General features: G+C 65.9%; 35 protein-coding genes. 32 read left to right on the top strand and 3 right to left on the bottom strand.

Translation table 11 applies throughout. The features are described from left to right. Positions 1 to 64: 64 nt before the first annotated feature. Complete coding sequence (locus ABDC25_RS15090; protein WP_021201137.1) at positions 65 to 1,072, top strand: alpha/beta hydrolase; 1,008 nt, start codon at positions 65 to 67, stop codon at positions 1,070 to 1,072. A gap of 6 nt (positions 1,073 to 1,078) precedes the next feature. On the opposite strand, the gene ABDC25_RS15085 is transcribed toward ABDC25_RS15090, so the two are convergent. The 3 genes from ABDC25_RS15085 to ABDC25_RS15075 form a co-directional block, all read right to left on the bottom strand. Next, positions 1,079 to 1,711, bottom strand: a complete 633-nt coding sequence (locus ABDC25_RS15085) for a GntR family transcriptional regulator (protein ID WP_021201136.1) — start codon at positions 1,709 to 1,711, stop codon at positions 1,079 to 1,081. 455 nt (positions 1,712 to 2,166) lie between these two features. Beyond that, positions 2,167 to 2,655 carry a YajQ family cyclic di-GMP-binding protein gene (locus ABDC25_RS15080; protein ID WP_017829222.1) on the bottom strand — a complete coding sequence of 163 codons (489 nt, stop codon included), beginning with the start codon at positions 2,653 to 2,655 and terminating at the stop codon, positions 2,167 to 2,169. A 13-nt stretch (positions 2,656 to 2,668) separates the two neighbouring features. Further along, complete coding sequence (locus ABDC25_RS15075; protein ID WP_021201135.1) at positions 2,669 to 3,100, bottom strand: hypothetical protein; 432 nt, start codon at positions 3,098 to 3,100, stop codon at positions 2,669 to 2,671. Between the two features lie 186 nt (positions 3,101 to 3,286). Between ABDC25_RS15075 and ABDC25_RS15070 the strand changes: the two genes are divergently transcribed. The 31 genes from ABDC25_RS15070 to rplR all read left to right on the top strand — a co-directional run bounded on the left by ABDC25_RS15070 (position 3,287) and on the right by rplR (position 24,762). After that, on the top strand, positions 3,287 to 4,495 hold the full coding sequence (locus tag ABDC25_RS15070; protein ID WP_029267389.1) for an extracellular solute-binding protein: 1,209 nt from the start codon (positions 3,287 to 3,289) through the stop codon (positions 4,493 to 4,495). A gap of 69 nt (positions 4,496 to 4,564) precedes the next feature. Next, a complete protein-coding gene (locus ABDC25_RS15065) occupies positions 4,565 to 6,169 on the top strand; it encodes an ABC transporter permease subunit (RefSeq protein WP_347123427.1) in 1,605 nt (534 codons plus the stop codon). Position 6,170: 1 nt separating this feature from the next. Further along, a complete protein-coding gene (locus tag ABDC25_RS15060) occupies positions 6,171 to 7,109 on the top strand; it encodes a sugar ABC transporter permease (RefSeq protein ID WP_029267386.1) in 939 nt (312 codons plus the stop codon). Between the two features lie 103 nt (positions 7,110 to 7,212). Then, positions 7,213 to 7,545 (top strand): PadR family transcriptional regulator, encoded by a 333-nt coding sequence (locus ABDC25_RS15055; RefSeq protein WP_347123424.1) that lies wholly within the window; start codon positions 7,213 to 7,215, stop codon positions 7,543 to 7,545. Then, positions 7,542 to 8,195, top strand: coding sequence for a hypothetical protein (locus tag ABDC25_RS15050; protein ID WP_029258213.1), 654 nt, complete (start codon positions 7,542 to 7,544; stop codon positions 8,193 to 8,195). Before ABDC25_RS15055 ends, ABDC25_RS15050 begins: the two co-directional genes overlap by 4 nt. A gap of 70 nt (positions 8,196 to 8,265) precedes the next feature. Continuing rightward, positions 8,266 to 8,418 (top strand): hypothetical protein, encoded by a 153-nt coding sequence (locus ABDC25_RS15045; protein ID WP_021201129.1) that lies wholly within the window; start codon positions 8,266 to 8,268, stop codon positions 8,416 to 8,418. 135 nt (positions 8,419 to 8,553) lie between these two features. Then, the gene (locus ABDC25_RS15040) at positions 8,554 to 9,585 is read left to right on the top strand and encodes a hypothetical protein (RefSeq protein WP_021201128.1); all 1,032 of its coding nucleotides are present in this window, start codon (positions 8,554 to 8,556) and stop codon (positions 9,583 to 9,585) included. A gap of 68 nt (positions 9,586 to 9,653) precedes the next feature. Then, positions 9,654 to 10,085 carry a hypothetical protein gene (locus tag ABDC25_RS15035; RefSeq protein ID WP_347123421.1) on the top strand — a complete coding sequence of 144 codons (432 nt, stop codon included), beginning with the start codon at positions 9,654 to 9,656 and terminating at the stop codon, positions 10,083 to 10,085. Positions 10,086 to 10,163: 78 nt separating this feature from the next. Next, positions 10,164 to 10,811: a hypothetical protein gene (locus tag ABDC25_RS15030; RefSeq protein ID WP_029258210.1), complete on the top strand. Its 648-nt coding sequence runs from the start codon at positions 10,164 to 10,166 to the stop codon at positions 10,809 to 10,811. Between the two features lie 232 nt (positions 10,812 to 11,043). Next, on the top strand, positions 11,044 to 11,412 hold the full coding sequence (rpsL, locus tag ABDC25_RS15025; RefSeq protein ID WP_017201609.1) for a 30S ribosomal protein S12: 369 nt from the start codon (positions 11,044 to 11,046) through the stop codon (positions 11,410 to 11,412). A gap of 5 nt (positions 11,413 to 11,417) precedes the next feature. Next, a complete protein-coding gene (rpsG, locus tag ABDC25_RS15020) occupies positions 11,418 to 11,888 on the top strand; it encodes a 30S ribosomal protein S7 (RefSeq protein WP_017201608.1) in 471 nt (156 codons plus the stop codon). Between the two features lie 87 nt (positions 11,889 to 11,975). After that, positions 11,976 to 14,090 (top strand): elongation factor G, encoded by a 2,115-nt coding sequence (gene fusA, locus ABDC25_RS15015; RefSeq protein ID WP_021201125.1) that lies wholly within the window; start codon positions 11,976 to 11,978, stop codon positions 14,088 to 14,090. Positions 14,091 to 14,240: 150 nt separating this feature from the next. Further along, positions 14,241 to 15,431, top strand: coding sequence for an elongation factor Tu (gene tuf, locus ABDC25_RS15010; protein ID WP_017829210.1), 1,191 nt, complete (start codon positions 14,241 to 14,243; stop codon positions 15,429 to 15,431). Between the two features lie 183 nt (positions 15,432 to 15,614). Further along, positions 15,615 to 15,827 carry a hypothetical protein gene (locus tag ABDC25_RS15005; protein WP_021201124.1) on the top strand — a complete coding sequence of 71 codons (213 nt, stop codon included), beginning with the start codon at positions 15,615 to 15,617 and terminating at the stop codon, positions 15,825 to 15,827. A gap of 845 nt (positions 15,828 to 16,672) precedes the next feature. Continuing rightward, positions 16,673 to 16,981, top strand: coding sequence for a 30S ribosomal protein S10 (rpsJ, locus tag ABDC25_RS15000; protein WP_017201594.1), 309 nt, complete (start codon positions 16,673 to 16,675; stop codon positions 16,979 to 16,981). An 8-nt stretch (positions 16,982 to 16,989) separates the two neighbouring features. Then, complete coding sequence (gene rplC, locus ABDC25_RS14995; RefSeq protein ID WP_021201123.1) at positions 16,990 to 17,649, top strand: 50S ribosomal protein L3; 660 nt, start codon at positions 16,990 to 16,992, stop codon at positions 17,647 to 17,649. Positions 17,650 to 17,651: 2 nt separating this feature from the next. Then, positions 17,652 to 18,314, top strand: a complete 663-nt coding sequence (gene rplD, locus ABDC25_RS14990; RefSeq protein WP_021201122.1) for a 50S ribosomal protein L4 — start codon at positions 17,652 to 17,654, stop codon at positions 18,312 to 18,314. Beyond that, positions 18,311 to 18,634: a 50S ribosomal protein L23 gene (gene rplW / locus ABDC25_RS14985; protein ID WP_017829206.1), complete on the top strand. Its 324-nt coding sequence runs from the start codon at positions 18,311 to 18,313 to the stop codon at positions 18,632 to 18,634. Before rplD ends, rplW begins: the two co-directional genes overlap by 4 nt. A gap of 20 nt (positions 18,635 to 18,654) precedes the next feature. Next, the gene (gene rplB / locus ABDC25_RS14980) at positions 18,655 to 19,494 is read left to right on the top strand and encodes a 50S ribosomal protein L2 (RefSeq protein WP_017201590.1); all 840 of its coding nucleotides are present in this window, start codon (positions 18,655 to 18,657) and stop codon (positions 19,492 to 19,494) included. 12 nt (positions 19,495 to 19,506) lie between these two features. Continuing rightward, on the top strand, positions 19,507 to 19,788 hold the full coding sequence (rpsS, locus tag ABDC25_RS14975; RefSeq protein WP_017829205.1) for a 30S ribosomal protein S19: 282 nt from the start codon (positions 19,507 to 19,509) through the stop codon (positions 19,786 to 19,788). Beyond that, entirely contained in the window at positions 19,788 to 20,186 is a 399-nt protein-coding gene (gene rplV, locus ABDC25_RS14970; protein ID WP_021201121.1) for a 50S ribosomal protein L22, read from the top strand. Before rpsS ends, rplV begins: the two co-directional genes overlap by 1 nt. Continuing rightward, positions 20,186 to 20,941: a 30S ribosomal protein S3 gene (rpsC, locus tag ABDC25_RS14965; protein WP_017201587.1), complete on the top strand. Its 756-nt coding sequence runs from the start codon at positions 20,186 to 20,188 to the stop codon at positions 20,939 to 20,941. The genes rplV and rpsC overlap by 1 nt, the downstream gene beginning before the upstream one ends. Further along, a complete protein-coding gene (rplP, locus tag ABDC25_RS14960) occupies positions 20,941 to 21,360 on the top strand; it encodes a 50S ribosomal protein L16 (RefSeq protein WP_017829203.1) in 420 nt (139 codons plus the stop codon). Before rpsC ends, rplP begins: the two co-directional genes overlap by 1 nt. After that, positions 21,360 to 21,677 carry a 50S ribosomal protein L29 gene (rpmC, locus tag ABDC25_RS14955; protein ID WP_017829202.1) on the top strand — a complete coding sequence of 106 codons (318 nt, stop codon included), beginning with the start codon at positions 21,360 to 21,362 and terminating at the stop codon, positions 21,675 to 21,677. The genes rplP and rpmC overlap by 1 nt, the downstream gene beginning before the upstream one ends. Further along, the gene (gene rpsQ / locus ABDC25_RS14950; RefSeq protein WP_021201120.1) at positions 21,677 to 22,009 is read left to right on the top strand and encodes a 30S ribosomal protein S17; all 333 of its coding nucleotides are present in this window, start codon (positions 21,677 to 21,679) and stop codon (positions 22,007 to 22,009) included. The genes rpmC and rpsQ overlap by 1 nt, the downstream gene beginning before the upstream one ends. Then, positions 22,006 to 22,374 carry a 50S ribosomal protein L14 gene (gene rplN / locus ABDC25_RS14945; protein ID WP_017201583.1) on the top strand — a complete coding sequence of 123 codons (369 nt, stop codon included), beginning with the start codon at positions 22,006 to 22,008 and terminating at the stop codon, positions 22,372 to 22,374. Before rpsQ ends, rplN begins: the two co-directional genes overlap by 4 nt. 2 nt (positions 22,375 to 22,376) lie before the next feature. Beyond that, positions 22,377 to 22,736 carry a 50S ribosomal protein L24 gene (rplX, locus tag ABDC25_RS14940; RefSeq protein ID WP_021201119.1) on the top strand — a complete coding sequence of 120 codons (360 nt, stop codon included), beginning with the start codon at positions 22,377 to 22,379 and terminating at the stop codon, positions 22,734 to 22,736. After that, positions 22,736 to 23,326 (top strand): 50S ribosomal protein L5, encoded by a 591-nt coding sequence (gene rplE, locus ABDC25_RS14935; RefSeq protein ID WP_021201118.1) that lies wholly within the window; start codon positions 22,736 to 22,738, stop codon positions 23,324 to 23,326. Before rplX ends, rplE begins: the two co-directional genes overlap by 1 nt. A 132-nt stretch (positions 23,327 to 23,458) precedes the next feature. Next, positions 23,459 to 23,857 (top strand): 30S ribosomal protein S8, encoded by a 399-nt coding sequence (gene rpsH / locus ABDC25_RS14930; protein WP_021201117.1) that lies wholly within the window; start codon positions 23,459 to 23,461, stop codon positions 23,855 to 23,857. A 6-nt stretch (positions 23,858 to 23,863) separates the two neighbouring features. After that, the gene (gene rplF, locus ABDC25_RS14925; protein WP_017829197.1) at positions 23,864 to 24,400 is read left to right on the top strand and encodes a 50S ribosomal protein L6; all 537 of its coding nucleotides are present in this window, start codon (positions 23,864 to 23,866) and stop codon (positions 24,398 to 24,400) included. Between the two features lie 2 nt (positions 24,401 to 24,402). Next, entirely contained in the window at positions 24,403 to 24,762 is a 360-nt protein-coding gene (gene rplR / locus ABDC25_RS14920) for a 50S ribosomal protein L18 (RefSeq protein ID WP_017201578.1), read from the top strand. Positions 24,763 to 24,772 lie beyond the last annotated feature (10 nt).

Genomic DNA, 24,772 nt, shown 5'->3' with positions numbered 1-24,772 from the left:
GCGGTCGGCCTTCCCCCGACCGGTCGCGCTCTCGGCTAGCCTGGCGACGACGGGGGAGGAACGCATGGCCGAGTGGATCCCTGATGTCCTGGGCGACGAGTTCGAGCAGCTGACGCTCGATCTCGGCACGGACGATCAGGGCCCCGTGGTGGCGACTCTGGTGCGTGCGCTGCCGAAGAGGCCCGGTCTGTGGGCGCGGGCGAGCGGCAATCGTCCGCCTCTCGACGGAGTCGATGTGCTGTACGTGCACGGCTGGTCCGACTACTTCTTCCAGAAGCGGCTCGCTCGATTCTGGACGTCTCGGGGGGCCCGCTTCTTCGCCCTCGACCTGCGCAAGTACGGTCGCAGCCTCCGCGACGGGCAGACCCCGGGCTACATCGCCGACCTCGCCATCTACGACGAGGACATCGGGGCGGCGCTGGATGGGATGGGTCGAGGTGAGGGCGGCCTCGAATCCGATCGACGACTCGTTCTTCTCGGGCATTCCACGGGCGGCCTGACGTTGAGCCTGTGGGCTTCCCGGCACCCGGGCGCGGCCGACGCGGTGATCCTCAACAGCCCCTGGCTGGAATTCCAGTTCGCGCCGGCGAGGGCCGCGATCGCGCCGATGGTCGAACTGCAGGCGCGGATCCGGCCGATGGAGGCCGCACCGCAGATCGACCTCGGCTTCTACACCCGCGCGCAGCAGGAGGTCGCCGATCCCGACGACCCGATGGAGGTCAACCCGGTGTGGCGCCCCGCGCAGACCATGGCGGTGTACGCGGGGTGGCTGCACGCCGTGCTCTCCGGGCACAAGACGGTGGCCGCGGGGCTGTCGATCACCGCACCGGTATGTGTGCTGCTCTCGGCACGATTCGTGCCGCCGACGCGCTGGTCGAACGATCTCACCTCCGCCGACTCGGTGCTGGTGGTCGACGACATCGCGCGTGCGGCACTCCGCCTCGGTCCCAGTGTGACCGTCGAGCGCATCGACGGCGCGCTCCACGACGTCTTCCTCTCCCGACACGACGCGCGGGAGGACGCCTACCGGCGCTTGGACAGATGGGTCACGGGTTGGCGCGCGGCGCTGTGACGGGGCTCACAGGTAGTACATCGCCCTGACCAGGCGTTCGGCTCCATCGCCGTCGGCATCGCGCACGGCGTCGCGGAAATCGTCGTAGACCTGCCCCATCCGCGCCCGATCGGACGCGGGAACCACCCAGTCCCGAAGGTTGCGGAAAAGCACCATGCTCGCATCGTCGATCAGTGTGCGATGCTGCTCGTTGCCGCTGTGCGAGCCCAGGTACGAGAACACGGCCCAACGGGCGCCGGAGGTCGTCGCCAGGTCGTCCAATGACGCATTCATCGCGGCGACGAGCGTGATGACATGCTCGCGCTGAGCCGCCGTGAGCCTCGGCACCGCCAGTCGCGCCGCGATTCCGGCCTGATACCCCGCGAACTCGAGCGACTGCGCCATCGTCTCGGGCGTCACCGCCGTGACCTCGGTGTACCGGCTCGGGTACATCGTGACCATTCCCAGTCGCTCCAGGCGCTGAAGCGCCTCTCGAACAGGTGTGCGCGACACATGCAGCTCTTCGGCGACGTCGACATCGCGGATGCGCTCACCCTCTGCCAACGTGCCGTCGATGATCTGCCTTCCGATGTGGTGGAAGACCTCCTCGGCCAAGAGCTGCTTGCTCTCTCCGATGTTCGTCGATCCGATACTCGCCATGGACCTGCCCCCAGTTGTCCTTCTGATCCCGAGCGCCCCATGATTCGCCCGGGAGGGCAACTACATCATGAAGTCGCATCGGATGCCAACAGCCCCACCCGAGTCCGCGAACCGCGTGGGGGCGCGCAGCGTGACTCAGGTGGGCTCTTCTTACTCGCGGTCTCCTTGCTCGCGGTTCCGTGGCCGGCGGATGCAGGGCATCCGCCGGCCACCGAAGACGCGAGCGCATGGAACTGCCGCGGCCTCGTCCCCACGAGGGCAAGCTCGCAATCCCGAGATCGCGTAGCCCTACGACGGCAGTGCGTCATGCGGCGTTCGCGTCATCGGTCGCATTGAGTCGACCACTCCCAGTCTTGGGCACCGCAACCCATATATCGGTATGCAATCCAACAATGACGAGAGAGGGGGCCGAGTGCGCTGCACCCGACCCCCTCCCCGCGACGTGTCGCGGCGGCTTACCGGTAGTTGATGAACTGCAGATCGAGATCGAGGTCGGCACCCTTGAGCAGTGCGATGACCGACTGCAGGTCGTCTCGGCTCTTGGATTGCACGCGCAGCTCGTCGCCCTGGATCTGGCTCTTCACTCCCTTGGGGCCCTCGTCGCGGATGATCTTGTTGATCTTCTTCGCGTTCTCCGAGGAGATGCCGTCCTTGAGTGTCGAGACGATGCGGAACTCCTTGCCGCTGGCGAACGGGTCGCCCGACTCGAGGCTCTTCAGGGAGATGCCCCGCTTGATGAGCTTGGACTGGAACACGTCGAGCACGGCCTTGGCCCGCTCCTCGGTGTTCGCGATGATGAGGATGCTCTCGCCGCTCCAGGCGATCGACGCACCGGTGCCCTTGAAGTCGTAGCGCTGCTCGATCTCCTTGCGGGCCTGGTTCAGGGCGTTCTCCGCCTCCTGGTGGTCGACCTTCGAGACGATGTCAAATGAACTGTCAGCCATGGTTTCATCCTACTCAGGGGCTCAGCGCGTACACATTGTCGGAGATCCGGGTGGCTCCGTCCGGGGCGGGGTAGTCGTCCGGAACGGTCACGAAATGGCCGGCGGGGCCGCTCATCTCGACGGGGCCGCCTTCGCTGCCGCACCCCATGATCCCTGCGGTCTCGTCCCGGTAGGCGAGTATGCAGACAGAGCCCTGATCCAGCCCGCGCAACAGCCAGAGCGAGCTGCCGGAATGCTCGCCGACGTACCGCGCCGACGAAAGGTCGGCGATGTCTGCGGGGTCCTGCTCGATGAACGCGTCCGGAAGGGCGTCTGCGCCTTCGGCTTCACGGTCCAGAACGGCGTAGCCGGTGGCGAACGCGGTGCACCCGCTGAGGACAGCAGCGGAGAACGCCAGGACGAACCCTGCCGTCATCCGCGCGCTGCGAAGCGAACCATCAGCCATGTCGGCAGTCTACGGGGCGACCTCTTCTCCGCAGGTGGAAGCGTTTTCACACCTGACGGCCACTCCTCTTCTCGGTCACGGGTTGATATCGACGCCCGGTCTCATTGCAAACAGCGTCGTTTTCGATGCATACTGTAAGCGCTTGCAGTCCTTGCAGGTGATCAGCACTGAGAGAGGCACACACCAATGAAGGTGAACAAGAGGGGCATCGTCGCCGCGGGCGCGATCGCCATCGTTTCGACTCTGACGCTTGCCGGCTGCTCCACGGGGACCAGCAGCGACGACACCTCGGGCTCCGACGACAGCGGGAAGCTGGTCGTCTGGGTCGATGCCGAGCGCGTCGATGCACTGCAGGGCGCGGCAGACGCCTACCAGGAGAAGACCGGCGTCAAGGTCGAGCTCACGGGCAAGTCGGTCGACGACATGAAGGACGACTTCATCCAGCAGGTCCCGACCGGCAAGGGCCCCGACATCGTCATGGGCGCGCACGACTGGCTGGGCGAGCTCTCCACGAACGGAGTGGTCGCGCCGATCGAGCTGGGTGACAGCTCCGAGGACTACCTCCCCGTCGCCCTGCAGGCCGCCACCTACGATGGCACCGTCTACATGCTTCCGTACGCCGTCGAGAACATCGCGGTGCTCCGCAACGCCGATCTCGTCCCCGCCGCGGCGACCAGCTTCGACGACATGGTCTCGAAGGGCACGTTCGTCGTGGAGCAGGGGACCGAGGGCAACCCGTACCACCTGTATCCGTTCCAGACCGCTTTCGGGGCCCCGGTGTTCGGCACCGATGACACCGGCAGCTACGACTCCACCGACCTCCAGCTGGGCAGTGCGGGCGGCTTCGCCTTCGCCGACTGGCTGGGCGCACAGGGCGCAGCGGGCGTGCTGAACACCGACGTCGACGGCGAGATCGCCAAGCAGCAGTTCCTCGACGGCACCGCGGCCTTCTGGCTGACCGGTCCGTGGAACGTGGGCGCGGCCACCGACGCGGGCATCAACGTCGCGATCGACCCGATCCCGAGCCCGACCGGTGAGACCGCCTCGCCGTTCGCCGGCGTCAAGGGCTTCTTCGTGAGCTCCGAGTCGAAGAACAAGGTCGCGGCCAACGACTTCCTCGTCAACTACATCGGCACCGAAGACGTGCAGCTCGAGCTGTTCAAGGCCGGCAACATCCTGCCCGCCCTGACCGCCGCAGCCGACACCGCCGCCGCCGATCCGATCATCGCCGGATTCCAGGCCGTCGGCGCCGACGCCGTCCCGATGCCCGCCATCCCGGCCATGGGCGCGGTCTGGCAGTACTGGGGCGTGGCCGAGGCCGCGATCATCAACGGCGAGGACCCGACGACGACGTGGCAGAAGCTCGTCGACGACGTGACCGCCGCGATCAAGTAACAGCCAGAACACTGACTCTGCCGGGGTGGGCGTCTTCGTCCGCCCCGGCAGGATCATGACGAGGACGACATGACAGACACCGACGAGCGCACAGCGCCTCCGACCAGACGCCAGCGCCAGGCCGCGAAGATCGCGGAGGCCGCATCCGGACCCATCGGCTGGATGCTGCTGAAGATCCTCCTGCTGGCGGTGGTCGACGCGATCGCGCTGTATGCGGCCTTCGTGCTCTTCGCCCATCAGGAATGGGTGATCCTCGGCGTCGTCGTCGTGGTCGCCGTCCTCGTCAACTACATCTACTTCTCCCGCAAGCGCATCGCGGCGAAGTACCTCACGCCTGGCATCATCTTCCTGGTCGTGTTCCAGGTCTTCACCCTGCTTTACACCGGGTACATCGGGTTCACGAACTACGGCACGGGTCACAACGGGACCAAGGACCAGGCGATCTCCTCGCTCCTCGCCTCGGCCCAGGAGCGGGTCGACGATTCGCCGACCTACCCCGTCACGGTGGTCGAGCAGTTCGGCACCTACGGGCTGCTCGCGACCGATCCGGAGTCCGGCGACGCGCTGCTCGGCACCGCGGAGCAGCCCCTGGAAGAGGTCGACGCCCGGTTCGAGGGCGGGAAGGCCGTCGCGGTCGACGGCTGGACCACGCTCCCGCTCGCGACCGTCTTCACCCTCTCCGAAGAGCTGGAGAAGCTCTCGGTCCCCTTCAGTGATGATCCGAACGACGGCAGCCTGCGGGCTCCCGACGGGCAGAAGGGCTATCTGTACGTCTCGACGCTCGAATACGACGAGGCCGCGGACACCATCACCGACACCACCACCGGCACCGTGTACGCGGACACCGGTGACGGAGCCTTCACGGCCGAAGGCGGAGAGCAGCTCCTCCCCGGATGGCAGACGACGGTCGGGTTCGACAACTTCGTTCGCGCGGTGACCGACTCGTCGATCCGCGGGCCGCTCATCTCGGTCACGCTGTGGACCTTCGCGTTCGCGCTGATCTCTGTCGCGACGACGTTCTTCCTCGGACTCCTGCTCGCGCTCGTCTTCAACAACACCCGCATGCGATTCCGCAACGGATACCGGATCATCCTCATCCTCCCGTACGCGTTCCCCGCGTTCCTCTCCGCGCTGGTCTGGGCCGGGATGATGAACGAGAGCTTCGGCTTCATCAACCAGGTGATCTTCGGCGGGGCCGCGATCCCGTGGCTCACCGACCCGGTGCTCGCGAAGGTGTCTGTGCTGCTGGTGAACCTGTGGCTCGGCTTCCCGTACATGTTCCTCGTCTGCATGGGCGCCCTGCAGGGCATCCCCGAGGATGTGAACGAAGCCGCGGTGATGGACGGCGCGAACCCGTGGCAGGTCTTCCGGCGGATCAAGCTGCCGCTGCTGCTGGTCACCGTCGCGCCGCTGCTGATCTCGTCGTTCGCGTTCAACTTCAACAACTTCAACCTGATCTACATGCTCACCAATGGCGGTCCGCGCTTCAGCGACGTGTCGATCCCCATCGGGCACACCGACATCCTGATCTCGATGGTCTACAAGGTCGCCTTCACGGGGCAGACGCGCGACTACGGTCTGGCGTCGGCCTTCACGATCCTGATCTTCATCGTGGTGGCCACGATCTCGATCATCAGCTTCCGCAAGACCAAGGCCCTCGAGGAGCTGAACTGACATGAGCACCCACAGCCCCACCGCCGGGCGGTCCGCCGCCACTCGCTCGACCGACGACCTGCAGAGCCTCGCTCCGCGGCGCCGCAGCTTCGGCGCGTGGTTCGCCGACACCGGATGGCGACACCTCGTCGCGATCGTCGTGAGCGCCTTCGCCCTGTTCCCGCTGCTCTACGTCGTCTCCGCTTCGCTGAACCCGAAGGGGACGCTGACGGGCTCGAACCAGCTCTTCTCCGCGATCGGTATCGACAGCTACGTGCGCATCCTGAGCGACCCGCAGAACCCGTACGGCACCTGGTTCCTCAACACGCTGCTGATCGCCGTCGTCACCGGCGCGGTCACCGTCTTCATCGGCGCCTGCGCCGCATATGCCTTCTCGCGCATGCGGTTCGCCGGGCGACGGGTCGGTCTCGTCACGATCGTCGTCGTGCAGATGTTCCCGCAGCTGCTCGCCGTGGTCGCGATCTTCCTGCTCATGTCGACGCTGGGGGACTGGTTCCCCGCCATCGGTCTCAACACGCACACCGGGCTGATCCTGGTGTACCTCGGTGGAGCGCTCGGCGTGAACACCTACCTGATGTACGGCTTCTTCAACACCATTCCGAAGGAGATCGACGAGGCGGCCCGGATCGACGGCGCCGGTCATGCGCGCATCTTCTTCACGATCATCCTGCGTCTGGTCGCCCCCATCCTCGCAGTGGTCGGCCTGCTGTCGTTCATCGGCACCGTGAACGAGTACGTGATCGCGAGTGTCATGCTCGTCGACGTGGATCAGCAGACGCTGGTCGTCGGACTCACCAAGCTCGTCGCCAACCCGCGGTATGCAGACTGGTCCGCGTTCTCGGCCGGCGCCGTGATGGCCGCGATCCCGGTGATGATCCTGTTCCTCTTCCTGCAGAAGTACATCGTGGGCGGGCTGACGGCAGGCGCGACGAAGGGCTGACGGCACGGGCGGTCGTCCCTTCGGTGGCGACCGCCGTCCCTCCCCGGGTCCTCCTCTCCCCGGCGCTTACCGCTCACTTGTCTCGCATGCTACCTTGTCATGCATGACAGCGGACGTCGGCGCCCAGATGCGCAGGGGCGTGGTCGAGTACTGCGTGCTCGGTCTGCTCGCGCGTGAGCCGATGTACGGCTGGCAGCTGGCCGACGCACTCACCGGCGCGGGATTGATCGCCAGTATCGGGACGCTGTACCCGCTGCTCGGGCGGCTGAAGGACAACGGCTGGGTCACCACCTTCGACCAGCCCTCCGGAAGCGGTCCGGTGCGCAAGTACTACCGGCTCACCGCCAGCGGGACCGATCAGCTCGAGCGGTTCCGTGCGCAGTGGACACCATTCGCCCGTGTCGTCACGGGCATCGTCGGAGAGGGACGACCATGACAGAGCTCACCGCAGACGACCTCCGTGCGGATTACCTCGCGCGGCTCGACGAGGCCATGCGCAACCTGCCGCACGGTGTCGCGAGCGACATCCGTGCCGGCATCCTCGAAGAGCTGCAGGGACTCGACGCCGAAGCGACGGCGGCGCGCATCGCGCATCTCGGCGATCCGGTCGTGATCGCGGATGAAGCCCAGGCGGAGGTGCCCTCGGCGACGATCGTCGGTGCTCCCACGATCGCCGCAGCGCCCACACCCCGTCCGCCCGCGACATCGACGAGAGGGTTCGCGATCGCTGCGGCGCTCACGTTGAGCTTCGGAGGGATCGTGGTGCCCGTGGTCGGCTGGTTCGTCGGCGCCGCGCTCGTGAGCGCGAGTGCACTCTGGAGGGCCTGGGAGAAGGCGATCGCTATCGTCGTGCCGTTCGTCGTCACCGGCATCTCGTTCCTCACGGTCTCGACGCTGACGGCCCTCGCCTCGTCGGAGACGGGAAGCAGCTCCTCGGGGACCGGGACGCCCCCGGAGGTTGCCGCCGTCAACCCCCTCGTCCCCGGCGTGGGGGAGTGGCACGTCCTCATCCTCCTCGGGTTCCTCCTCGTCCCCCTCTCGGGGCTGTGGCTGCTGTGGCGACTTCGCGGGCGCACCGCAGGATGAAAGGCGCTGCCGTTGCCGGATATCGGCGTTGCTCCGCAGCCTGTCGGGGCTTCGGCCGTAGCGTGGAGCCATGGCACGGGTGGGGGGACGCAACCTCGGGATGAGCTGGTTCGCCGGGATCGTGTGCGTCGGCATCATCGGGGCTCTCGTGTGGCTGTCCCTGCCGATGGTCCCCGTGCTCGCGCAGTTCGCGGGCGATGCGCTGCGCAGCGCGCTCCCCTGAACCCGCGTCACGACGACCGGTCCTCGCGGATGACGACGCGTCTCCGCGTATGACGACACGTCGGCACGCCTCCGCGAGCGGTCGTTCGCGCGGAGGTACCCTCGCAGTGCACGTATCCGATGAGAGGCGCACCCCATGAGTGACCCCAACGTTCCCCAGCCCGAGAAGCCGGCTGACGTTGACGACGTCGTCGGCAGTGCGAACGAAGGCCTGGACGCCGCTGCGGCTGCGGGTGCTGGCGTTCCCGGCAACAACGACGGCGTGAACGACGGCATCGATCAGAAGCCCGTCGCAACGCCGGTCGACCCCGACCTCGCCGCTTTCGAAGAGGCCGAGCGTGATCACCCCGGTACGTTCGCCTCCCCGCCGCCGGCCGTGACGCCTGCTCCGGTCGCTCCGTCGCGCGACTACGCCGACGAGGTCAGGGCTCAGGCCGACGCCGAGACCACCTCGTTCTACCCCGAGCCCGTCGTGGGCGAGCCCGTCCCGTTCGGCCACGAGCAGTCGGGGATGGCCGGTGCGGCGTACGCCCAGTACGGCGATGAGGTCGAGACGCGCGTCGTCCCGTCGGAGCCGCTCGTCGCCGCTGCCGCCGCACAGCCGCAGCCCATCTTCGTCCAGGCGCCTGAACCGCCCCGTGACCGCGGCAACCGCGGCACCGCGGGAGCCATCGGACTCCTGGCGACACTCGTCTTCGCGGTGCTCTACCTGGGGGCTGCGCTCGGACTCGGTGCCATCGCCGGAGATGTGACCGGCGAGAACATCGGCCAGACCGCGATCGCACCCCTGATGACATGGGGGTTCTGGACGCCCGTCGTCGTGTTCTTCCTCGGATTCTGGCTGCTGGGTGCGGTCATCAACCGTGGACGCTGGGGCCTCTGGGTCGTCTTCGGCCTCATCGTCGGCGTCATCGCGTATGGGGGCCACATCCTCGGGCAGCTCTTCGAAGCTCCGTTCTGGAAGCTCAGCGCCAGCCAGGGACTCGACCTCGTCGGGGAGCAGATGCTCGCCCCGCTCGCGATCGCGGCCTTCGTGTTCGCCCGCGAGCTGACCATCTGGTTCGGTGCCTGGGTCGCCCGAAGCGGTGCTCGCAAGACCGAGCTGAATGCCGAGGCGCAGCGCGAGTACGAGCGCACGCTCGAGGCCGGCCCGACGTTGTCGAGGTAATCACGAACTCCACCACGCCGAACCCCCGGGGACCCGAGTCCGCGGGGGTTTCGGCCATCCTGGCGGTGGTGCTCGCCACCATCAGCTTCTTCGCGCTCGCGGTGTTCGGGCTCGGCGCCGTGAGCATCGCCACCGACACGGACATCATCGCGGTCCCCGATCTCGGCCAGACCCCTGGCGTGCTCGGGATGATCGCGGCTGTCGTCTCGTTCGCGCTCGTGCTGTGGTCCACTCTGCGTCGACCGCATCCGTCGTATGTCGCCACGATCGCGATCGCGCTGGTCGCCGGCCTCGTCCATCTGATCGCGGTATGGGTCGCCGTCCTCGTCGGCGCCGGGAGCATCGTGCTCGCGACAGCGGTCGCCGGCGGTCTCGTGCGAGGCGGCGCGAGCGCCGTCCTCGTGCTGGCGGGCGTGATCGCCGGATGGGGTGGGATCGCGCTGCGTCGCACGCGCGCCGAGCATCCGCGTTGGCCGTGGGAGCGCGACGAAGAGGAATGACGTCCGAGCGATCCTCCCACGCCCCGCCGGGACCGGGAAATCGCGACGGTGACGGGCGACGCGCCGTACTCTGGTGGGGTGGAGCGCTCGTTGGAGACGCAGGTGGACCAGGCCGTGGAGGCATGGTTGCGCTGGGTGCCGCGCTGGGAGCCGGCAACCCATCGTGGTCGCGTCGCGCCATGCCGCCGGTGCCTCGGATCGCCGATCCTCTCCGCAGCCGGTATTGGTGCCAACGTGCCGCACGGCGTGCAGCACGGCCTCTCGACGCGTATCAAGACCATCGTCGATCACGCTGTCGCGGAGTACACGGCGCGGAATCTGCCGATGCTGCAGCGCGAGCTGGATCAGCAGGCTGCGCGGAACCGCGCCCGCAGCTACCGCCCGGCCGAGGACCTCGATCCCGAGTTCGACGGGCTGCCCCTCGATCCGGATCCGGTGCCCGGAGCACCGTTCCTGTTCACGATCGCGGGGCTCGCAGACGAATCCGCCGCCGCGCTGCCCGCGCTGCCCCCGCTCACGGAGGAGGCGAAGATCGCCCTCCGCCAGGAGGTCGCCCTCGCCGACGAGTACGCCAACATGGTCGGCCGCGAGATCTGCGGGATCCTGTTGCGTCATCGCATACATATCCAGGCCGCGATCTCTCAGCACGTCGAACCGCAGATCGAGGCACTGCTGGCTGAGCTGACCGAATCGCTGGACTCGCCGTTCGATCCCGATCTGCCCTGATCCTGCACTCGGGCCGCGCGGCCGGAGTTGCGCTCATTTGACCGCTACGTTACGCGGCATTACACTTGATCAGGTGTGTGCACGCCTCCGCGTGTGCGCTGGGCGCCGGCACCATGCCGGTCCGCCCCCACGGCATACCCATCACACCAAAAGCTCGTCGGTTCCGGCGTGCCGGTGGGTCATGATGTGAAACCCATCACGCTGTCACCGTGCAGCACTATGAGGAGAGAACGTGCCAACCATTCAGCAGTTGGTTCGCAAGGGTCGCTCGCCCAAGGTCACCAAGACCAAGGCGCCGGCGCTCAAGTCGAACCCGCAGCAGGCCGGGGTCTGCACCCGCGTCTACACCACCACCCCGAAGAAGCCGAACTCGGCGATGCGCAAGGTCGCTCGTGTGAAGCTCCGCAACGGCACCGAGGTCACCGCGTACATCCCCGGTGAGGGTCACAACCTGCAGGAGCACTCGCTCGTGCTCGTGCGTGGCGGTCGTGTCAAGGACCTCCCCGGTGTGCGTTACAAGATCGTCCGTGGCGCCCTGGACACCCAGGCAGTCAAGAACCGTAAGCAGGCTCGTTCCCGCTACGGCGCGAAGAAGGGTTGAGTTAGATGCCTCGTAAGGGACCCGCCCCGAAGCGCCCCGTCGTCAACGACCCGGTATACGGCGCACCCATCGTCACCTCGCTGGTGAACAAGATCCTCGTCGACGGCAAGAAGTCGCTGGCCGAGTCGATCGTCTACGGCGCCCTCCGCGGCGTCGAGGCGAAGAACGGTCAGGACGCCGTCGCCACGCTGAAGAAGGCGCTCGACAACGTGCGCCCGACCCTCGAGGTCCGCAGCCGCCGCGTCGGTGGCTCGACCTACCAGGTGCCGGTCGAGGTCAAGCCTCACCGCGCCAACACGCTCGCTCTGCGCTGGCTCGTGAGCTACGCAAAGGGCCGTCGTGAGAAGACGATGACCGAGCGTCTGCAGAACGAGATCCTCGACGCATCCAACGGCCTGGGTGCCGCGGTCAAGCGCCGCGAGGACACGCACAAGATGGCCGAGTCGAACCGCGCGTTCGCTCACTACCGCTGGTAAACAGCTTCGCCCGCCCCTCGGCCACTCGCCGCGGGGCGGGCACCCCCTCTTCGCAGTACGACTGCTCGAAAAGATAAGGACACTCCTGTGGCACAAGACGTGCTCACGGACCTGAGCAAGGTCCGCAACATCGGCATCATGGCGCACATCGATGCCGGCAAGACCACGACGACCGAGCGCATCCTGTTCTACACGGGCGTCAACCACAAGCTCGGTGAGACGCACGATGGCGCTTCGACCACCGACTGGATGGAGCAGGAGAAGGAGCGCGGCATCACGATCACGTCTGCCGCCGTGACCTGCTACTGGAACAAGAACCAGATCAACATCATCGACACCCCCGGCCACGTGGACTTCACGGTCGAGGTGGAGCGCTCGCTCCGCGTGCTCGACGGTGCGGTCGCCGTGTTCGACGGCAAGGAGGGCGTCGAGCCCCAGTCCGAGACCGTCTGGCGTCAGGCCGACAAGTACAACGTCCCGCGCATCTGCTTCGTCAACAAGATGGACAAGCTCGGCGCCGACTTCTACTTCACTGTCGACACCATCATCAACCGCCTCGGCGCCAAGCCGCTCGTGATCCAGCTGCCCATCGGCGCGGAGAGCGACTTCATCGGCGTCGTCGACCTGATCGAGATGCGTGCACTGGTCTGGGCCGGAGACGCCAAGGGTGATGTCACCATGGGCGCCTCCTACGAGATCCAGGAGATCCCGGAGGACCTCAAGGAGAAGGCAGCGGAGTACCGCCAGCAGCTCCTCGAGACCGTCGCCGAGACCGACGACGCGCTGCTCGAGAAGTTCTTCGGTGGCGAGGAGCTCACGGTCGCCGAGATCAAGGGTGCGATCCGCAAGCTGACCGTCGCCAGCGAGATCTACCCGGTGCTCTGCGGTTCCGCGTTCAAGAACCGTGGCGTCCAGCCGATGCTCGACGCGGTCGTCGACTACCTCCCGAACCCGCTCGACGTGGGCTCGATCGAGGCGCACGACCCGAAGGACTACGACACGATCATCGAGCGTCACCCCGACGCCAATGACCCGTTCGCCGCCCTCGCGTTCAAGGTCGCCGTGCACCCGTTCTTCGGTCGCCTCACCTACGTGCGCGTCTACTCGGGTCACCTGGACTCCGGTTCTGCGGTCGTCAACTCGACCAAGAACAAGAAGGAGCGCATCGGGAAGATCTTCCAGATGCACGCCAACAAGGAGATCCCGGTTCCCTCGGTCACCGCCGGAAACATCTACGCGGTCATCGGCCTCAAGGACACCACCACGGGTGACACCCTCACCGACCCGACGGCTCCGGTCGTCCTCGAGTCGATGACGTTCCCCGAGCCCGTCATCGAGGTCGCGATCGAGCCGAAGACCAAGGCCGACCAGGAGAAGCTGGGTGTCGCCATCCAGAAGCTCGCTGAAGAGGACCCGACCTTCCGCACGGAGCTCAACCCCGAGACCGGTCAGACGACCATCAAGGGCATGGGCGAGCTGCACCTCGACATCCTCGTGGACCGCATGAAGCGCGAGTTCAACGTCGAGGCCAACGTCGGCAAGCCGCAGGTGGCGTACCGCGAGACGATCCGCAAGACCGTCGAGAAGCACGACTACACGCACAAGAAGCAGACCGGTGGTTCTGGACAGTTCGCAAAGATCCAGTTCACCATCGAGCCGCTCGACCTCGACTCCGAGAAGACCTACGAGTTCGTGAACGCCGTCACCGGTGGTCGCATCCCTCGTGAGTACATCGGCTCGATCGACGCCGGTTTCCAGGACGCGATGAACGTCGGGGTGCTCGCGGGCTACCCGATGGTCGGCGTCAAGGCGACCATCGTCGATGGTGCAGCGCACGACGTCGACTCCTCGGAGATGGCGTTCAAGATCGCGGGCTCCATGGGCTTCAAGGAGGCCGCTCGTCGTGCCAACCCCGTGCTGCTCGAGCCGCTGATGGCCGTCGAGGTCCGTACTCCCGAGGAGTACATGGGCGACGTCATCGGCGACCTGAACTCGCGTCGTGGCCAGATCCAGTCGATGGAAGACGCCGCAGGCGTCAAGGTCGTCCGCGCTCAGGTCCCGCTGTCCGAGATGTTCGGCTACATCGGCGACCTGCGCTCGAAGACCTCGGGCCGCGCCGTCTACTCGATGGAGTTCCACAGCTACGCTGAGGTTCCCCGCGCAGTGGCCGACGAGATCGTCCAGAAGACCAAGGGCGAGTAATCGTCCTTCTGGGAGCCGGGCCCCGGTCCGGCTCCCAGGACACCTACAACTTCACATTCCCTCTCTACTAAACTGAGAACCTAACCCGTAGAGAACCGGTCGCAAACCAGTGCCCGGTCACCTCTACAACGACGTCCTGAGGAGGACCCAGTGGCTAAGGCCAAGTTCGAGCGGACCAAGCCGCACGTCAACATCGGAACGATCGGTCACGTCGACCACGGCAAGACCACGCTCTCCGCAGCGATCTCGAAGGTGCTTGCTGACAAGTACCCGTCCGACACCAACGTGCAGCGTGACTTCGCTTCCATCGACTCGGCGCCGGAAGAGCGCCAGCGTGGTATCACCATCAACATCTCGCACATCGAGTACGAGACCCCGAAGCGCCACTACGCGCACGTTGACGCTCCCGGCCACGCCGACTACGTCAAGAACATGATCACCGGTGCGGCTCAGATGGACGGCGCGATCCTCGTGGTCGCCGCCACCGACGGCCCCATGGCTCAGACGCGTGAGCACGTGCTGCTCGCCAAGCAGGTCGGCGTTCCCTACCTGCTGGTCGCGCTGAACAAGTCCGACATGGTCGACGACGAGGAGATCCTGGAGCTCGTCGAGCTCGAGGTCCGCGAGCTGCTCGCCGGCCAGGGCTTCGACGAGGACGCTCCTGTCGTCCGCGTCTCCGCTCTCAAGGCCCTCGAGGGCGACGAGAAGTGGACCCAGGCGATCCTGGACCTGATGCAGGCTGTCGACGACAGCGTTCCGGACCCGGAGCGTGACCGTGACAAGCCGTTCCTGATGCCCGTCGAGGACGTCTTCACGATCACCGGTCGTGGAACCGTCGTCACGGGTCGCGCCGAGCGTGGCACGCTGGCCATCAACTCCGAGGTCGAGATCGTCGGACTCCGTCCGACCGTCAAGACCACGGTCACGGGTATCGAGATGTTCCACAAGCAGCTCGACGAGGCCTGGGCCGGCGAGAACTGTGGTCTGCTGCTCCGCGGCACCAAGCGTGAGGACGTCGAGCGCGGTCAGGTCATCGTCAAGCCGGGTTCGGTCACGCCGCACACCGACTTCGAGGGCACCGCGTACATCCTGTCCAAGGACGAGGGTGGCCGTCACAACCCGTTCTACACGAACTACCGCCCGCAGTTCTACTTCCGCACCACCGACGTCACCGGCGTCATCTCGCTTCCCGAGGGCACCGAGATGGTCATGCCCGGCGACACCACCGACATGACGGTCGAGCTGATCCAGCCGATCGCCATGGAGGAGGGCCTCGGCTTCGCCATCCGTGAGGGTGGACGCACCGTCGGCGCCGGTACGGTCACGAAGATCATCAAGTAAGCATCTGCTTCCTCGCAAAGGGGTCGGACCTTCGGGTCCGGCCCCTTTGTCGTCGATGCCGACCTGTGGGGCGCGGTGCTGTCGTCGACCCGGGACGCGAGGGTTCCGTTTGCCGGGGTGGACATGCACAATGAGTGTGGTCGGCTCGATCGGTCGGCGGCACACCTTCAGAAGGGGAATCACATGGGCATCGAAGACGCCGTGAACAAGGGCAAGGATCTGTACGAGCAGAACAAGGACAAGATCGCCGAGGCCGTCAAGAGCGAGCAGGCCGAGGACATCAGCGACAAGGTGCTCGACGGCGTCGCGGACTTCGCCAAGAAGATCGCCCCCGGTGCCGCGGACAAGATCGATGAGATCCGCGACGGCGCTGACAAGGCCGTCGGCAACGAGTAAGAAAGACCGCAAGCCCTGAGCGGCGATCCACCACCTGTGGGTCGCCGCTCGTGCGTGCTGGAGGGGCAGCGTCCGTGCCGGAATGTCGTCGAATGTGGCGCATTCACGGTTGTATCCAGTAGGATCGTCTCGACCGCCTGGGGATCTTGCGGTCGGGGGAGCCGAAGGGGTTCGGTTTCCCGAAGCACGCGGAGTTCCGCGTACAAACTGGGGATATGCGATCTTGGGGATCATCGTGCGACGCGCGCACTCATTGCGCCTGAGCGTCACCCCGCCTGCGCGGCGGGTCTTCCGCCGCGCCCTCGGTCGAGGAGTTCGGCGTCCCTTCACGCCGGGCTACTCGCGTTCGGTGTGCCCCCTCGCACTGAACGCCCTCCCCAAGCGGGGCGAGGCATGGGGATGCCTCGCCCCGCTATCTCCCGCACTCTGACCTGTTCACACACCGTCTGGGTCGCGTTCGTCGGACCGCGACACGCCCGGGTTTGCACAAGTGAAATCAGCCGTGGCAGAATAGACAGGTTCGATATTCCGTCGCCGCTGTGCGTGCGTCGGATCACTGCCAGGGCAGTGCATAGACGGCGCCTCCTCCGGGACGGTGCAGGGTTCTAGGCCGCGGGTAGCAGAACACACCCCGACACCCTTCTTCACGAAGGCTTCCGCCGTGCGCGGCGGAAGGTCGGCATCCGGTCGCCTCACGGCTTCCGGCTGACAGAAGAACAGTGGTGCAGCAGATCGACTCGCGAGGGTCGTTCTCGTGCCGAGGCGCGAACAGCGCCGACGTGCGTCCAATGCCCCAGGGCCACCCGGTCCCGGTCGGTAAGACGCTTAAAGAGAGAGAGCAGACAATGGCGGGACAGAAGATCCGCATTCGCCTGAAGTCGTATGACCACGAGGTCATCGACACGTCCGCACGCAAGATCGTCGACACCGTGACCCGTGCGGGCGCAACCGTCGTCGGCCCCGTGCCCCTTCCGACCGAGAAGAACGTCGTGTGCGTCATCCGGTCGCCGCACAAGTACAAGGACAGCCGCGAGCACTTCGAGATGCGCACCCACAAGCGTCTGATCGACATCGTCGACCCGACGCCCAAGGCCGTCGACTCGCTGATGCGTCTCGACCTGCCGGCCGATGTCAACATCGAGATCAAGCTCTGAGGTTCGACATGGCTGACATCAACTCCAAGGTTTCCAAGGGCATGCTGGGCACGAAGCTCGGCATGACCCAGGTGTGGAACGAGAGCGGCAAGCTCGTTCCCGTCACCGTCATCGAGCTGGCACCCAACGTGGTCACCCAGGTCCGCACGCCCGAGAAGGACGGCTACAACGCCGTGCAGATCGCGTACGGCCAGATCGACCCCCGCAAGGTCAACAAGCCGCTCTCCGCTCACTTCGAGGCAGCCGGCGTCACGCCGCGTCGTCACGTCACCGAGATCCGCACCGCGGACGCCGGCGACTACAACCTGGGCCAGGAGCTCACGGTCGACGGCACCTTCGAAGCGGGCCAGCTCGTCGACGTCGTCGGCACGAGCAAGGGCAAGGGCTTCGCCGGTGTCATGAAGCGTCACAACTTCAAGGGCGTCTCGGCTTCGCACGGTTCGCACCGCAACCACCGCAAGCCCGGCTCGATCGGCGCATCGTCGACCCCGAGCCGCGTCTTCAAGGGCATGCGCATGGCCGGCCGTATGGGTGGCGAGCGCGTGACCGTCCTCAACCTCACGGTGCACTCCATCGACATCGAGAAGGGACTCATGCTCGTCAAGGGCGCCGTCCCCGGTGCTCGTGGCCGCATCGTCTATGTCCGCAACGCAGTGAAGGGTGCCTGATCATGGCTGACTCCACTCTCGCGCTCGACGTCCTCAAGGCAGACGGCAAGAAGGCAGGCTCGATCGAGCTTCCCGCCGCGCTGTTCGACGCCAAGACGAACATCCCGCTCATCCACCAGGTCGTCGTCGCGCAGCTCGCGGCGGCTCGCCAGGGCACGCACTCGACCAAGCGTCGTGGCGAGGTCTCGGGTGCCGGTCGCAAGCCCTTCAAGCAGAAGGGCACGGGTAACGCCCGTCAGGGTTCCATCCGCGCGCCGCACATGACCGGTGGTGGCATCGTGCACGGCCCCAAGCCGCGCGACTACTCGCAGCGCACCCCCAAGAAGATGATCGCCGCCGCCCTCCTGGGCGCGCTCAGCGACCGCTTCCGCGGTGACCGCATCCACGCCATCGAGTCCTTCGGGATCGACGGAACGCCTTCGACCAAGACCGCGGTGAACTTCCTCACCAACGTCGTCTCGTCGAAGAACGTGCTCGTCGTGATCGAGCGCAACGACGACGTGACGCTGAAGAGCATCCGCAACCTGTCGAACCTGCACGTGCTGACGTTCGACCAGCTCAACGCATACGACGTGCTCGTCTCCGACGACATCGTCTTCACCCAGGCCGCGCTCGAGGGCTTCATCGCCTCCAAGTCCGGCGCCAACCAGGAGGTCTCCGCATGAGCGAGCAGGCATCTGTTCTCCAGACGGCCCTGAACAAGGACCCGCGCGACATCATCCTGAAGCCGGTCGTGTCCGAGAAGAGCTACGGTCTCATCGATGAAGGCAAGTACACCTTCCTCGTCGACCCGCGCGCTTCGAAGACCGAGATCAAGCTCGCCATCGAGAAGATCTTCGGCGTCAAGGTCGCAGGGGTCAACACCCTCAACCGCGTCGGCAAGGCACGCCGCACCCGCTTCGGCACCGGCAAGCGCAAGGACACCAAGCGCGCCATCGTCACCCTGAAGTCGGGCACCATCGACATCTTCACGGCAATCGGCTGATCCGGGGGATAAGGACAATAATGGCTATTCGCAAGTACAAGCCCACGACCCCGGGCCGTCGCGGCTCGTCGGTGGCTGACTTCGCCGAGATCACTCGATCGACGCCGGAGAAGTCGCTGCTGCGCCCGCTCTCGAAGACCGGTGGTCGCAACAACCAGGGCCGCATCACGACCCGTCACATCGGTGGTGGCCACAAGCGCCAGTACCGTGTCATCGACTTCCGTCGTAACGACAAGGACGGCGTCAACGCCAAGGTCGCTCACATCGAGTACGACCCCAACCGCACCGCGCGCATCGCGCTGCTGCACTACTTCGACGGTGAGAAGCGCTACATCCTCGCTCCGGCGAAGCTGAAGCAGGGCGACATCGTCGAGTCGGGTGCCGGGGCTGACATCAAGCCGGGCAACAACCTCCCGCTGAAGAACATCCCCACGGGTACCGTCATCCACGCGATCGAGCTCCGCCCCGGCGGCGGCGCGAAGATGGCACGTTCGGCCGGTGCATCCGTCCGTCTCGTCGCCAAGGACGGCCCCTACGCCCAGCTGCGTCTGCCCTCGGGCGAGATCCGCAACGTCGATGCGCGCTGCCGCGCGACCATCGGCGAGGTCGGCAACGCCGAGCAGTCGAACATCAACTGGGGTAAGGCCGGCCGCATGCGCTGGAAGGGCGTCCGCCCGACCGTGCGTGGTGTCGCGATGAACCCGGTCGACCACCCGCACGGTGGTGGTGAGGGTAAGACCTCCGGTGGTCGTCACCCCGTCTCCCCGTGGGGCCAGGCTGAGGGTCGTACCCGTCACGCCAACAAGGAAAGCGACAAGTACATCGTGCGTCGTCGTAACGCCGGCAAGAAGCGTAAGTAGGAGTAAGAGAAGATGCCTCGCAGTCTTAAGAAGGGCCCCTTCGTCGACGATCACCTGCTTCGCAAGGTGGTCGTGCAGAACGAAGCCGGCACCAAGAACGTCATCAAGACCTGGTCCCGTCGGTCCATGATCATCCCGGCCATGCTGGGTCACACGATCGCGGTCCACGACGGACGCAAGCACATCCCTGTGTTCGTGTCCGAGACCATGGTCGGTCACAAGTTGGGCGAGTTCGCGCCCACCCGCACCTTCCGCGGCCACGAGAAGGACGACAAGAAGGGGCGGCGCCGCTAATGGTCGAATCGATCGCACGCGTGCGACACATCCGCGTGACCCCTCAGAAGGCTCGTCGTGTCGTCGCGCTCATCAAGGGCAAGCAGGCACAGGAAGCTCTCGCGATCCTCAAGTTCGCACAGCAGAGCGCCAGCGAACCGATCTACAAGCTTGTCGCGTCGGCCATGGCCAACGCGCAGGTGAAGGCGGATCGCGACGGCGAGTTCCTCGACGAGCAGGACCTGTACGTGGCCAACGCGTACGTCGACGAGGGCACCACGCTCAAGCGTTTCCAGCCCCGTGCTCAGGGTCGCGCTTTCCAGATCAAGAAGCGCACGAGCCACATCACGGTCGTGCTCTCGACGCCTGAGGCAGCTCCGGCCGCCACGGGCGACAGCAACAAGAAGGCGAGCAAGTAATGGGACAGAAGGTAAACCCGTACGGCTTCCGTCTCGGCATCACGACGGACCACGTCTCGCGTTGGTTCTCTGACTCGACGAAGCCGGGTCAGCGCTACGCCGACTACGTCGCCGAGGACATCAAGATCCGTAACCTGCTCAAGACGCAGCTCGACCGCGCCGGTGTCTCGAACATCGAGATCGAGCGCACCCGTGACCGCGTCCGCGTCGACATCCACACCGCCCGTCCGGGCATCGTGATCGGTCGTCGTGGGGCCGAGGCCGAGCGCATCCGCGGCGACCTCGAGAAGCTCTCGGGCAAGCAGATCCAGCTGAACATCCTCGAGGTCAAGAACCCCGAGGCCGACGCTCAGCTGGTCGCACAGGGCATCGCCGAGCAGCTCTCTGCTCGTGTGGCGTTCCGTCGTGCGATGCGCAAGGGTCTGCAGGGCGCGCAGCGCGCCGGCGCCAAGGGCATCCGCATCCAGGTCTCCGGCCGCCTCGGCGGCGCCGAGATGAGCCGTTCGGAGTTCTACCGCGAGGGTCGTGTGCCGCTGCACACGCTGCGCGCGAACATCGACTACGGCTTCTACGAGGCGAAGACCACCTTCGGCCGCATCGGCGTGAAGGTCTGGATCTACAAGGGCGACCTGACCGCGAAGGAGCTCGCTCGCGAGCAGGCCAACGCACCCAAGGCTCGTCGTGACGACCGTGGTGGCGACCGCCGCCGTGCCCCGCGCAACGAGGCACCTGTCGCAGAAGGAGCGTCGGCATAATGCTCATCCCCCGTAAGGTCAAGTTCCGCAAGCAGCACCACCCGGGTCGCTCGGGTCAGGCCACCGGCGGCACGAAGGTCTCCTTCGGCGAGTACGGTATCCAGGCCCTCACGCCCGCTTACGTGACGAACCGTCAGATCGAGTCCGCTCGTATCGCGATGACCCGTCACATCAAGCGTGGTGGAAAGGTGTGGATCAACATCTACCCCGACCGTCCGCTCACGAAGAAGCCTGCCGAAACCCGCATGGGTTCCGGTAAGGGTTCCCCCGAGTGGTGGGTCGCCAACGTCAAGCCGGGCCGTGTCCTCTTCGAGGTCGCGGGTGTCGACGAGGAGCTCGCACGCGAAGCTCTGACCCGTGCAATTCACAAGCTGCCGCTCAAGGCACGCATCATCAAGCGCGAGGAGGGCGACGCGTAATGGCGATCGGCACCAAGGAGCTCGCCCCGGCAGAGCTCGACACATTCGAAGACCAGCGCCTCGTCGAGGAGCTGCGCAAGGCCAAGGAGGAGCTGTTCAACCTCCGTTTCCAGTCGGCCACCGGCCAGCTGGAGAGCCACGGCCGCATCCGCGCCGTCAAGCGCGACATCGCGCGCCTCTACACCGTGATCCGCGAACGCGAGCTGGGCATCCGTGCGACGCCCGCTCCGGTCGAGGCTCCGGCCAAGAAGGCGACCAAGTCGAAGGCGAAGAAGGCGGACTCCGCCGACGACGCCGTGAAGGAAGAGGCTGAGTGATGGCCACCAAGAAGGAAGCGACTGTGGAGACGCAGGCCGCAGGACACGAGTCGTCCGAGCACGACGTCCGCGACTCCGCTGCCCGCGGTTACCGCAAGGCGCGTCGCGGCTACGTCGTCAGCGACAAGATGGACAAGACCATCGTGGTCGAGGTCGAGGACCGCGTGAAGCACCCGCTTTACGGCAAGGTCATCCGCCGCACCTCGAAGGTCAAGGCGCACGATGAGGCGAACTCCGCCGGCATCGGCGACCTGGTCCTGATCAACGAGACCCGCCCGCTGAGCGCCACGAAGCGCTGGCGCCTGGTGGAGATTCTGGAGAAGGCCAAGTGATCCAGCAGGAATCCCGACTCAAGGTCGCCGACAACACCGGCGCCAAGGAGCTGCTCACCATCCGCGTTCTCGGTGGCTCGAAGCGCCGTTACGCGGGACTCGGCGACACCATCGTCGCGACCGTCAAGGACGCGATCCCCGGTGGCAACGTCAAGAAGGGCGATGTCGTCAAGGCGGTCATCGTCCGCACCAAGAAGGAGGTCCGTCGCCCGGACGGCTCCTACATCAAGTTCGACGAGAACGCCGCAGTGATCCTGAAGAACGACGGGGAGCCCCGCGGCACCCGTATCTTCGGGCCGGTCGGTCGTGAGCTTCGCGACAAGAAGTTCATGAAGATCGTCTCGCTGGCGCCGGAGGTCATCTAATCATGGCGAAGATCAAGAAGGGTGACCTGGTTCAGGTCATCACCGGTGCCACGCAGGAGCGTGGCGGCGACCGCGGCAAGCAGGGCAAGGTCCTCGACGTCCTTTCCGACAAGAACCGCGTCATCGTCGAAGGCGTGAACTACGTCACCAAGCACACCCGCGTCGGCCAGACGCAGCGTGGCACCAAGACCGGAGGCATCGAGACCGTCGAAGCCTCCATCCACATCTCGAACGTCGCACTCGTCGACCCCTCGACCAAGAAGCCGACCAAGGTCGGCCACCGGGTCGAGGAGCAGACCAAGGACGGCGTCAAGCGCACCGTCCGCGTGCGCTACGCGAAGAAGAGCGGTAAGGACCTCTGATGAGCACCGACACTGCCGCGCCGGCTGGCAAGATCCAGCCGCGCCTGAAGCAGAAGTACAACACCGAGATCAAGAAGGCGATGCAGGACGAGTTCGGTTACGCGAACGTCATGCAGATCCCCGGACTGGTCAAGGTCGTCGTGAACACCGGTGTCGGCGAGGCAGCTCGCGACAGCAAGGTGATCGATGGAGCGGTCGACGATCTCACCAAGATCACCGGCCAGAAGCCGATCGTCACGAAGGCTCGCAAGTCCATCGCGCAGTTCAAGCTGCGCGAGGGTCAGGCCATCGGCGCGCACGTCACCCTCCGCGGTGACCGCGCGTGGGAGTTCGTGGATCGCCTCGTCTCGCTCGCACTGCCCCGTATCCGCGACTTCCGCGGTCTCTCGGGCAAGCAGTTCGACGGCAACGGCAACTACACCTTCGGTCTCCAGGAGCAGAGCGTGTTCCACGAGATCGATCAGGACAAGATCGACCGGGTTCGCGGTTTCGACATCACCGTCGTCACCACCGCGAAGACGGATGAAGAGGGCCGGGCACTGCTCCGTCACCTCGGATTCCCGTTCCGCTCGGAAGACGCACAGGCGTAACACCCTCGACGGGCTCAGTGGTCTCGTGTCACTGAGCCCGTCGATGTGCACGTACAATTGAAAATTGCGTGTCATCGCAGGCCGTCTGTCGTGTAACGGCAGCCGGAACCTCATGAACAAAGGAAATCAACAATGACAATGACAGACCCGGTCGCAGATCTGCTGACCCGTCTGCGCAACGCGAACTCGGCGCACCACGATTCCGTGACCCTGCCGTCGAGCAAGCTCAAGACGCACATCGCTCAGATCCTCCAGCAGGAGGGCTACATCGCCGGCTGGGAGACCTCTGACGCCCGCGTCGGACAGAACCTCACGCTGACGCTGAAGTACGGTCCCAACCGTGAGCGCTCCATCGCTGGCATCAAGCGCGTCTCGAAGCCCGGTCTCCGCGTCTACGCGAAGTCGACCGAGCTTCCCACGGTCCTCGGCGGCCTTGGCGTGGCGATCCTGTCCACCTCCTCCGGTCTTCTCACCGACCGTCAGGCAGAGCAGAAGGGCGTGGGCGGAGAAGTTCTCGCCTACGTGTGGTAATTCGAAATGTCGCGTATTGGACGACTTCCCATCGACGTTCCCGCGGGCGTGACCGTTTCGGTCGACGGCCGCGAGGTCGCGGTGAAGGGCCCCAAGGGTGAACTCACCCTCACAGTGGCCAGCCCCATCGAGGTCGCGGTCGAGGAGAACCAGGTTCTGGTCTCCCGTCCCGACGACGAGCGCGAGTCGCGGTCGCTTCACGGCCTGACCCGCACGCTCATCAACAACAACATCATCGGCGTGACCCAGGGCTACACCAAGGGTCTCGAGGTCGTCGGCACCGGTTACCGCGTGCAGCAGAAGGGCAGCTCGGTCGAGTTCGCCCTCGGCTTCTCGCACCCGGTCCTGATCGACCCGCCCGCCGGCATCACGCTCACGGTCGAGGGCACCACCAAGCTCACCGTCAGCGGGATCGACAAGCAGGCTGTCGGCGAGGCAGCTGCCAACATCCGCAAGATCCGCAAGCCCGAGCCGTACAAGGGCAAGGGTGTGCGCTACGCCGGCGAGAACGTGCGTCGCAAGGCCGGAAAGAGTGGTAAGTAACCATGGCTCTCAAGTCAAAGTCTGACGCCCGCGCGCGTCGTCACGCCCGCCTTCGCAAGAAGGTCGTCGGCACCGAGGCGCGTCCGCGTCTCGTCGTCAACCGCTCGGCCCGCCACGTCTTCGTGCAGCTGGTCGACGACAGCAAGGGTCACACCGTGGCGTCGGCTTCGACGCTCGAGACCGACCTGCGCTCGCTCGAGGGTGACAAGACCGCCAAGGCCCGCAAGGTCGGCGAGCTCCTCGCCGAGCGTGCGAAGGCTGCCGGCGTTTCCGAGGCAGTGTTCGACCGTGGCGGCAACCGCTACGCCGGTCGTGTCGCCGCCATCGCCGACGGCGCCCGCGAGGGGGGTCTGGCACTGTGAGTGACAACAA

Origin of the sequence: Microbacterium sp. SY138 (assembly GCF_039729145.1) — a bacterium.
GTDB lineage: Bacteria > Actinomycetota > Actinomycetes > Actinomycetales > Microbacteriaceae > Microbacterium > Microbacterium maritypicum_A.
Note: the sequence above shows the minus strand (reverse complement) of the source record. Positions and strands in the feature narration are given on the sequence as shown.

Bases quoted from the DNA above. Each gene is read 5' to 3' on its own strand.
- rpmC (WP_017829202.1), top strand. From the start codon at position 21,360: ATGGCGATCGGCACCAAGGAGCTCGCCCCGGCAGAGCTCGACACATTC.
- ABDC25_RS15060 (WP_029267386.1), top strand. From the start codon at position 6,171: ATGAGCACCCACAGCCCCACCGCCGGGCGGTCCGCCGCCACTCGCTCG.
- rpsH (WP_021201117.1), top strand. From the start codon at position 23,459: ATGACAATGACAGACCCGGTCGCAGATCTGCTGACCCGTCTGCGCAAC.
- ABDC25_RS15055 (WP_347123424.1), top strand. From the start codon at position 7,213: ATGACAGCGGACGTCGGCGCCCAGATGCGCAGGGGCGTGGTCGAGTAC.
- ABDC25_RS15090 (WP_021201137.1), top strand. From the start codon at position 65: ATGGCCGAGTGGATCCCTGATGTCCTGGGCGACGAGTTCGAGCAGCTG.
- ABDC25_RS15085 (WP_021201136.1), bottom strand. From the start codon at position 1,711: ATGGCGAGTATCGGATCGACGAACATCGGAGAGAGCAAGCAGCTCTTG.
- ABDC25_RS15040 (WP_021201128.1), top strand. From the start codon at position 8,554: ATGAGTGACCCCAACGTTCCCCAGCCCGAGAAGCCGGCTGACGTTGAC.
- rplR (WP_017201578.1), top strand. From the start codon at position 24,403: ATGGCTCTCAAGTCAAAGTCTGACGCCCGCGCGCGTCGTCACGCCCGC.
- rpsJ (WP_017201594.1), top strand. From the start codon at position 16,673: ATGGCGGGACAGAAGATCCGCATTCGCCTGAAGTCGTATGACCACGAG.
- rplW (WP_017829206.1), top strand. From the start codon at position 18,311: ATGAGCGAGCAGGCATCTGTTCTCCAGACGGCCCTGAACAAGGACCCG.
- rplV (WP_021201121.1), top strand. From the start codon at position 19,788: ATGGTCGAATCGATCGCACGCGTGCGACACATCCGCGTGACCCCTCAG.
- ABDC25_RS15070 (WP_029267389.1), top strand. From the start codon at position 3,287: ATGAAGGTGAACAAGAGGGGCATCGTCGCCGCGGGCGCGATCGCCATC.
- rplB (WP_017201590.1), top strand. From the start codon at position 18,655: ATGGCTATTCGCAAGTACAAGCCCACGACCCCGGGCCGTCGCGGCTCG.
- rplD (WP_021201122.1), top strand. From the start codon at position 17,652: ATGGCTGACTCCACTCTCGCGCTCGACGTCCTCAAGGCAGACGGCAAG.
- ABDC25_RS15080 (WP_017829222.1), bottom strand. From the start codon at position 2,655: ATGGCTGACAGTTCATTTGACATCGTCTCGAAGGTCGACCACCAGGAG.
- rplF (WP_017829197.1), top strand. From the start codon at position 23,864: ATGTCGCGTATTGGACGACTTCCCATCGACGTTCCCGCGGGCGTGACC.
- rpsC (WP_017201587.1), top strand. From the start codon at position 20,186: ATGGGACAGAAGGTAAACCCGTACGGCTTCCGTCTCGGCATCACGACG.
- rpsQ (WP_021201120.1), top strand. From the start codon at position 21,677: ATGGCCACCAAGAAGGAAGCGACTGTGGAGACGCAGGCCGCAGGACAC.
- rplC (WP_021201123.1), top strand. From the start codon at position 16,990: ATGGCTGACATCAACTCCAAGGTTTCCAAGGGCATGCTGGGCACGAAG.
- ABDC25_RS15075 (WP_021201135.1), bottom strand. From the start codon at position 3,100: ATGGCTGATGGTTCGCTTCGCAGCGCGCGGATGACGGCAGGGTTCGTC.
- rplX (WP_021201119.1), top strand. From the start codon at position 22,377: ATGGCGAAGATCAAGAAGGGTGACCTGGTTCAGGTCATCACCGGTGCC.
- ABDC25_RS15050 (WP_029258213.1), top strand. From the start codon at position 7,542: ATGACAGAGCTCACCGCAGACGACCTCCGTGCGGATTACCTCGCGCGG.
- rplP (WP_017829203.1), top strand. From the start codon at position 20,941: ATGCTCATCCCCCGTAAGGTCAAGTTCCGCAAGCAGCACCACCCGGGT.
- ABDC25_RS15065 (WP_347123427.1), top strand. From the start codon at position 4,565: ATGACAGACACCGACGAGCGCACAGCGCCTCCGACCAGACGCCAGCGC.
- rpsS (WP_017829205.1), top strand. From the start codon at position 19,507: ATGCCTCGCAGTCTTAAGAAGGGCCCCTTCGTCGACGATCACCTGCTT.
- ABDC25_RS15045 (WP_021201129.1), top strand. From the start codon at position 8,266: ATGGCACGGGTGGGGGGACGCAACCTCGGGATGAGCTGGTTCGCCGGG.
- rplE (WP_021201118.1), top strand. From the start codon at position 22,736: ATGAGCACCGACACTGCCGCGCCGGCTGGCAAGATCCAGCCGCGCCTG.
- rpsG (WP_017201608.1), top strand. From the start codon at position 11,418: ATGCCTCGTAAGGGACCCGCCCCGAAGCGCCCCGTCGTCAACGACCCG.
- ABDC25_RS15005 (WP_021201124.1), top strand. From the start codon at position 15,615: ATGGGCATCGAAGACGCCGTGAACAAGGGCAAGGATCTGTACGAGCAG.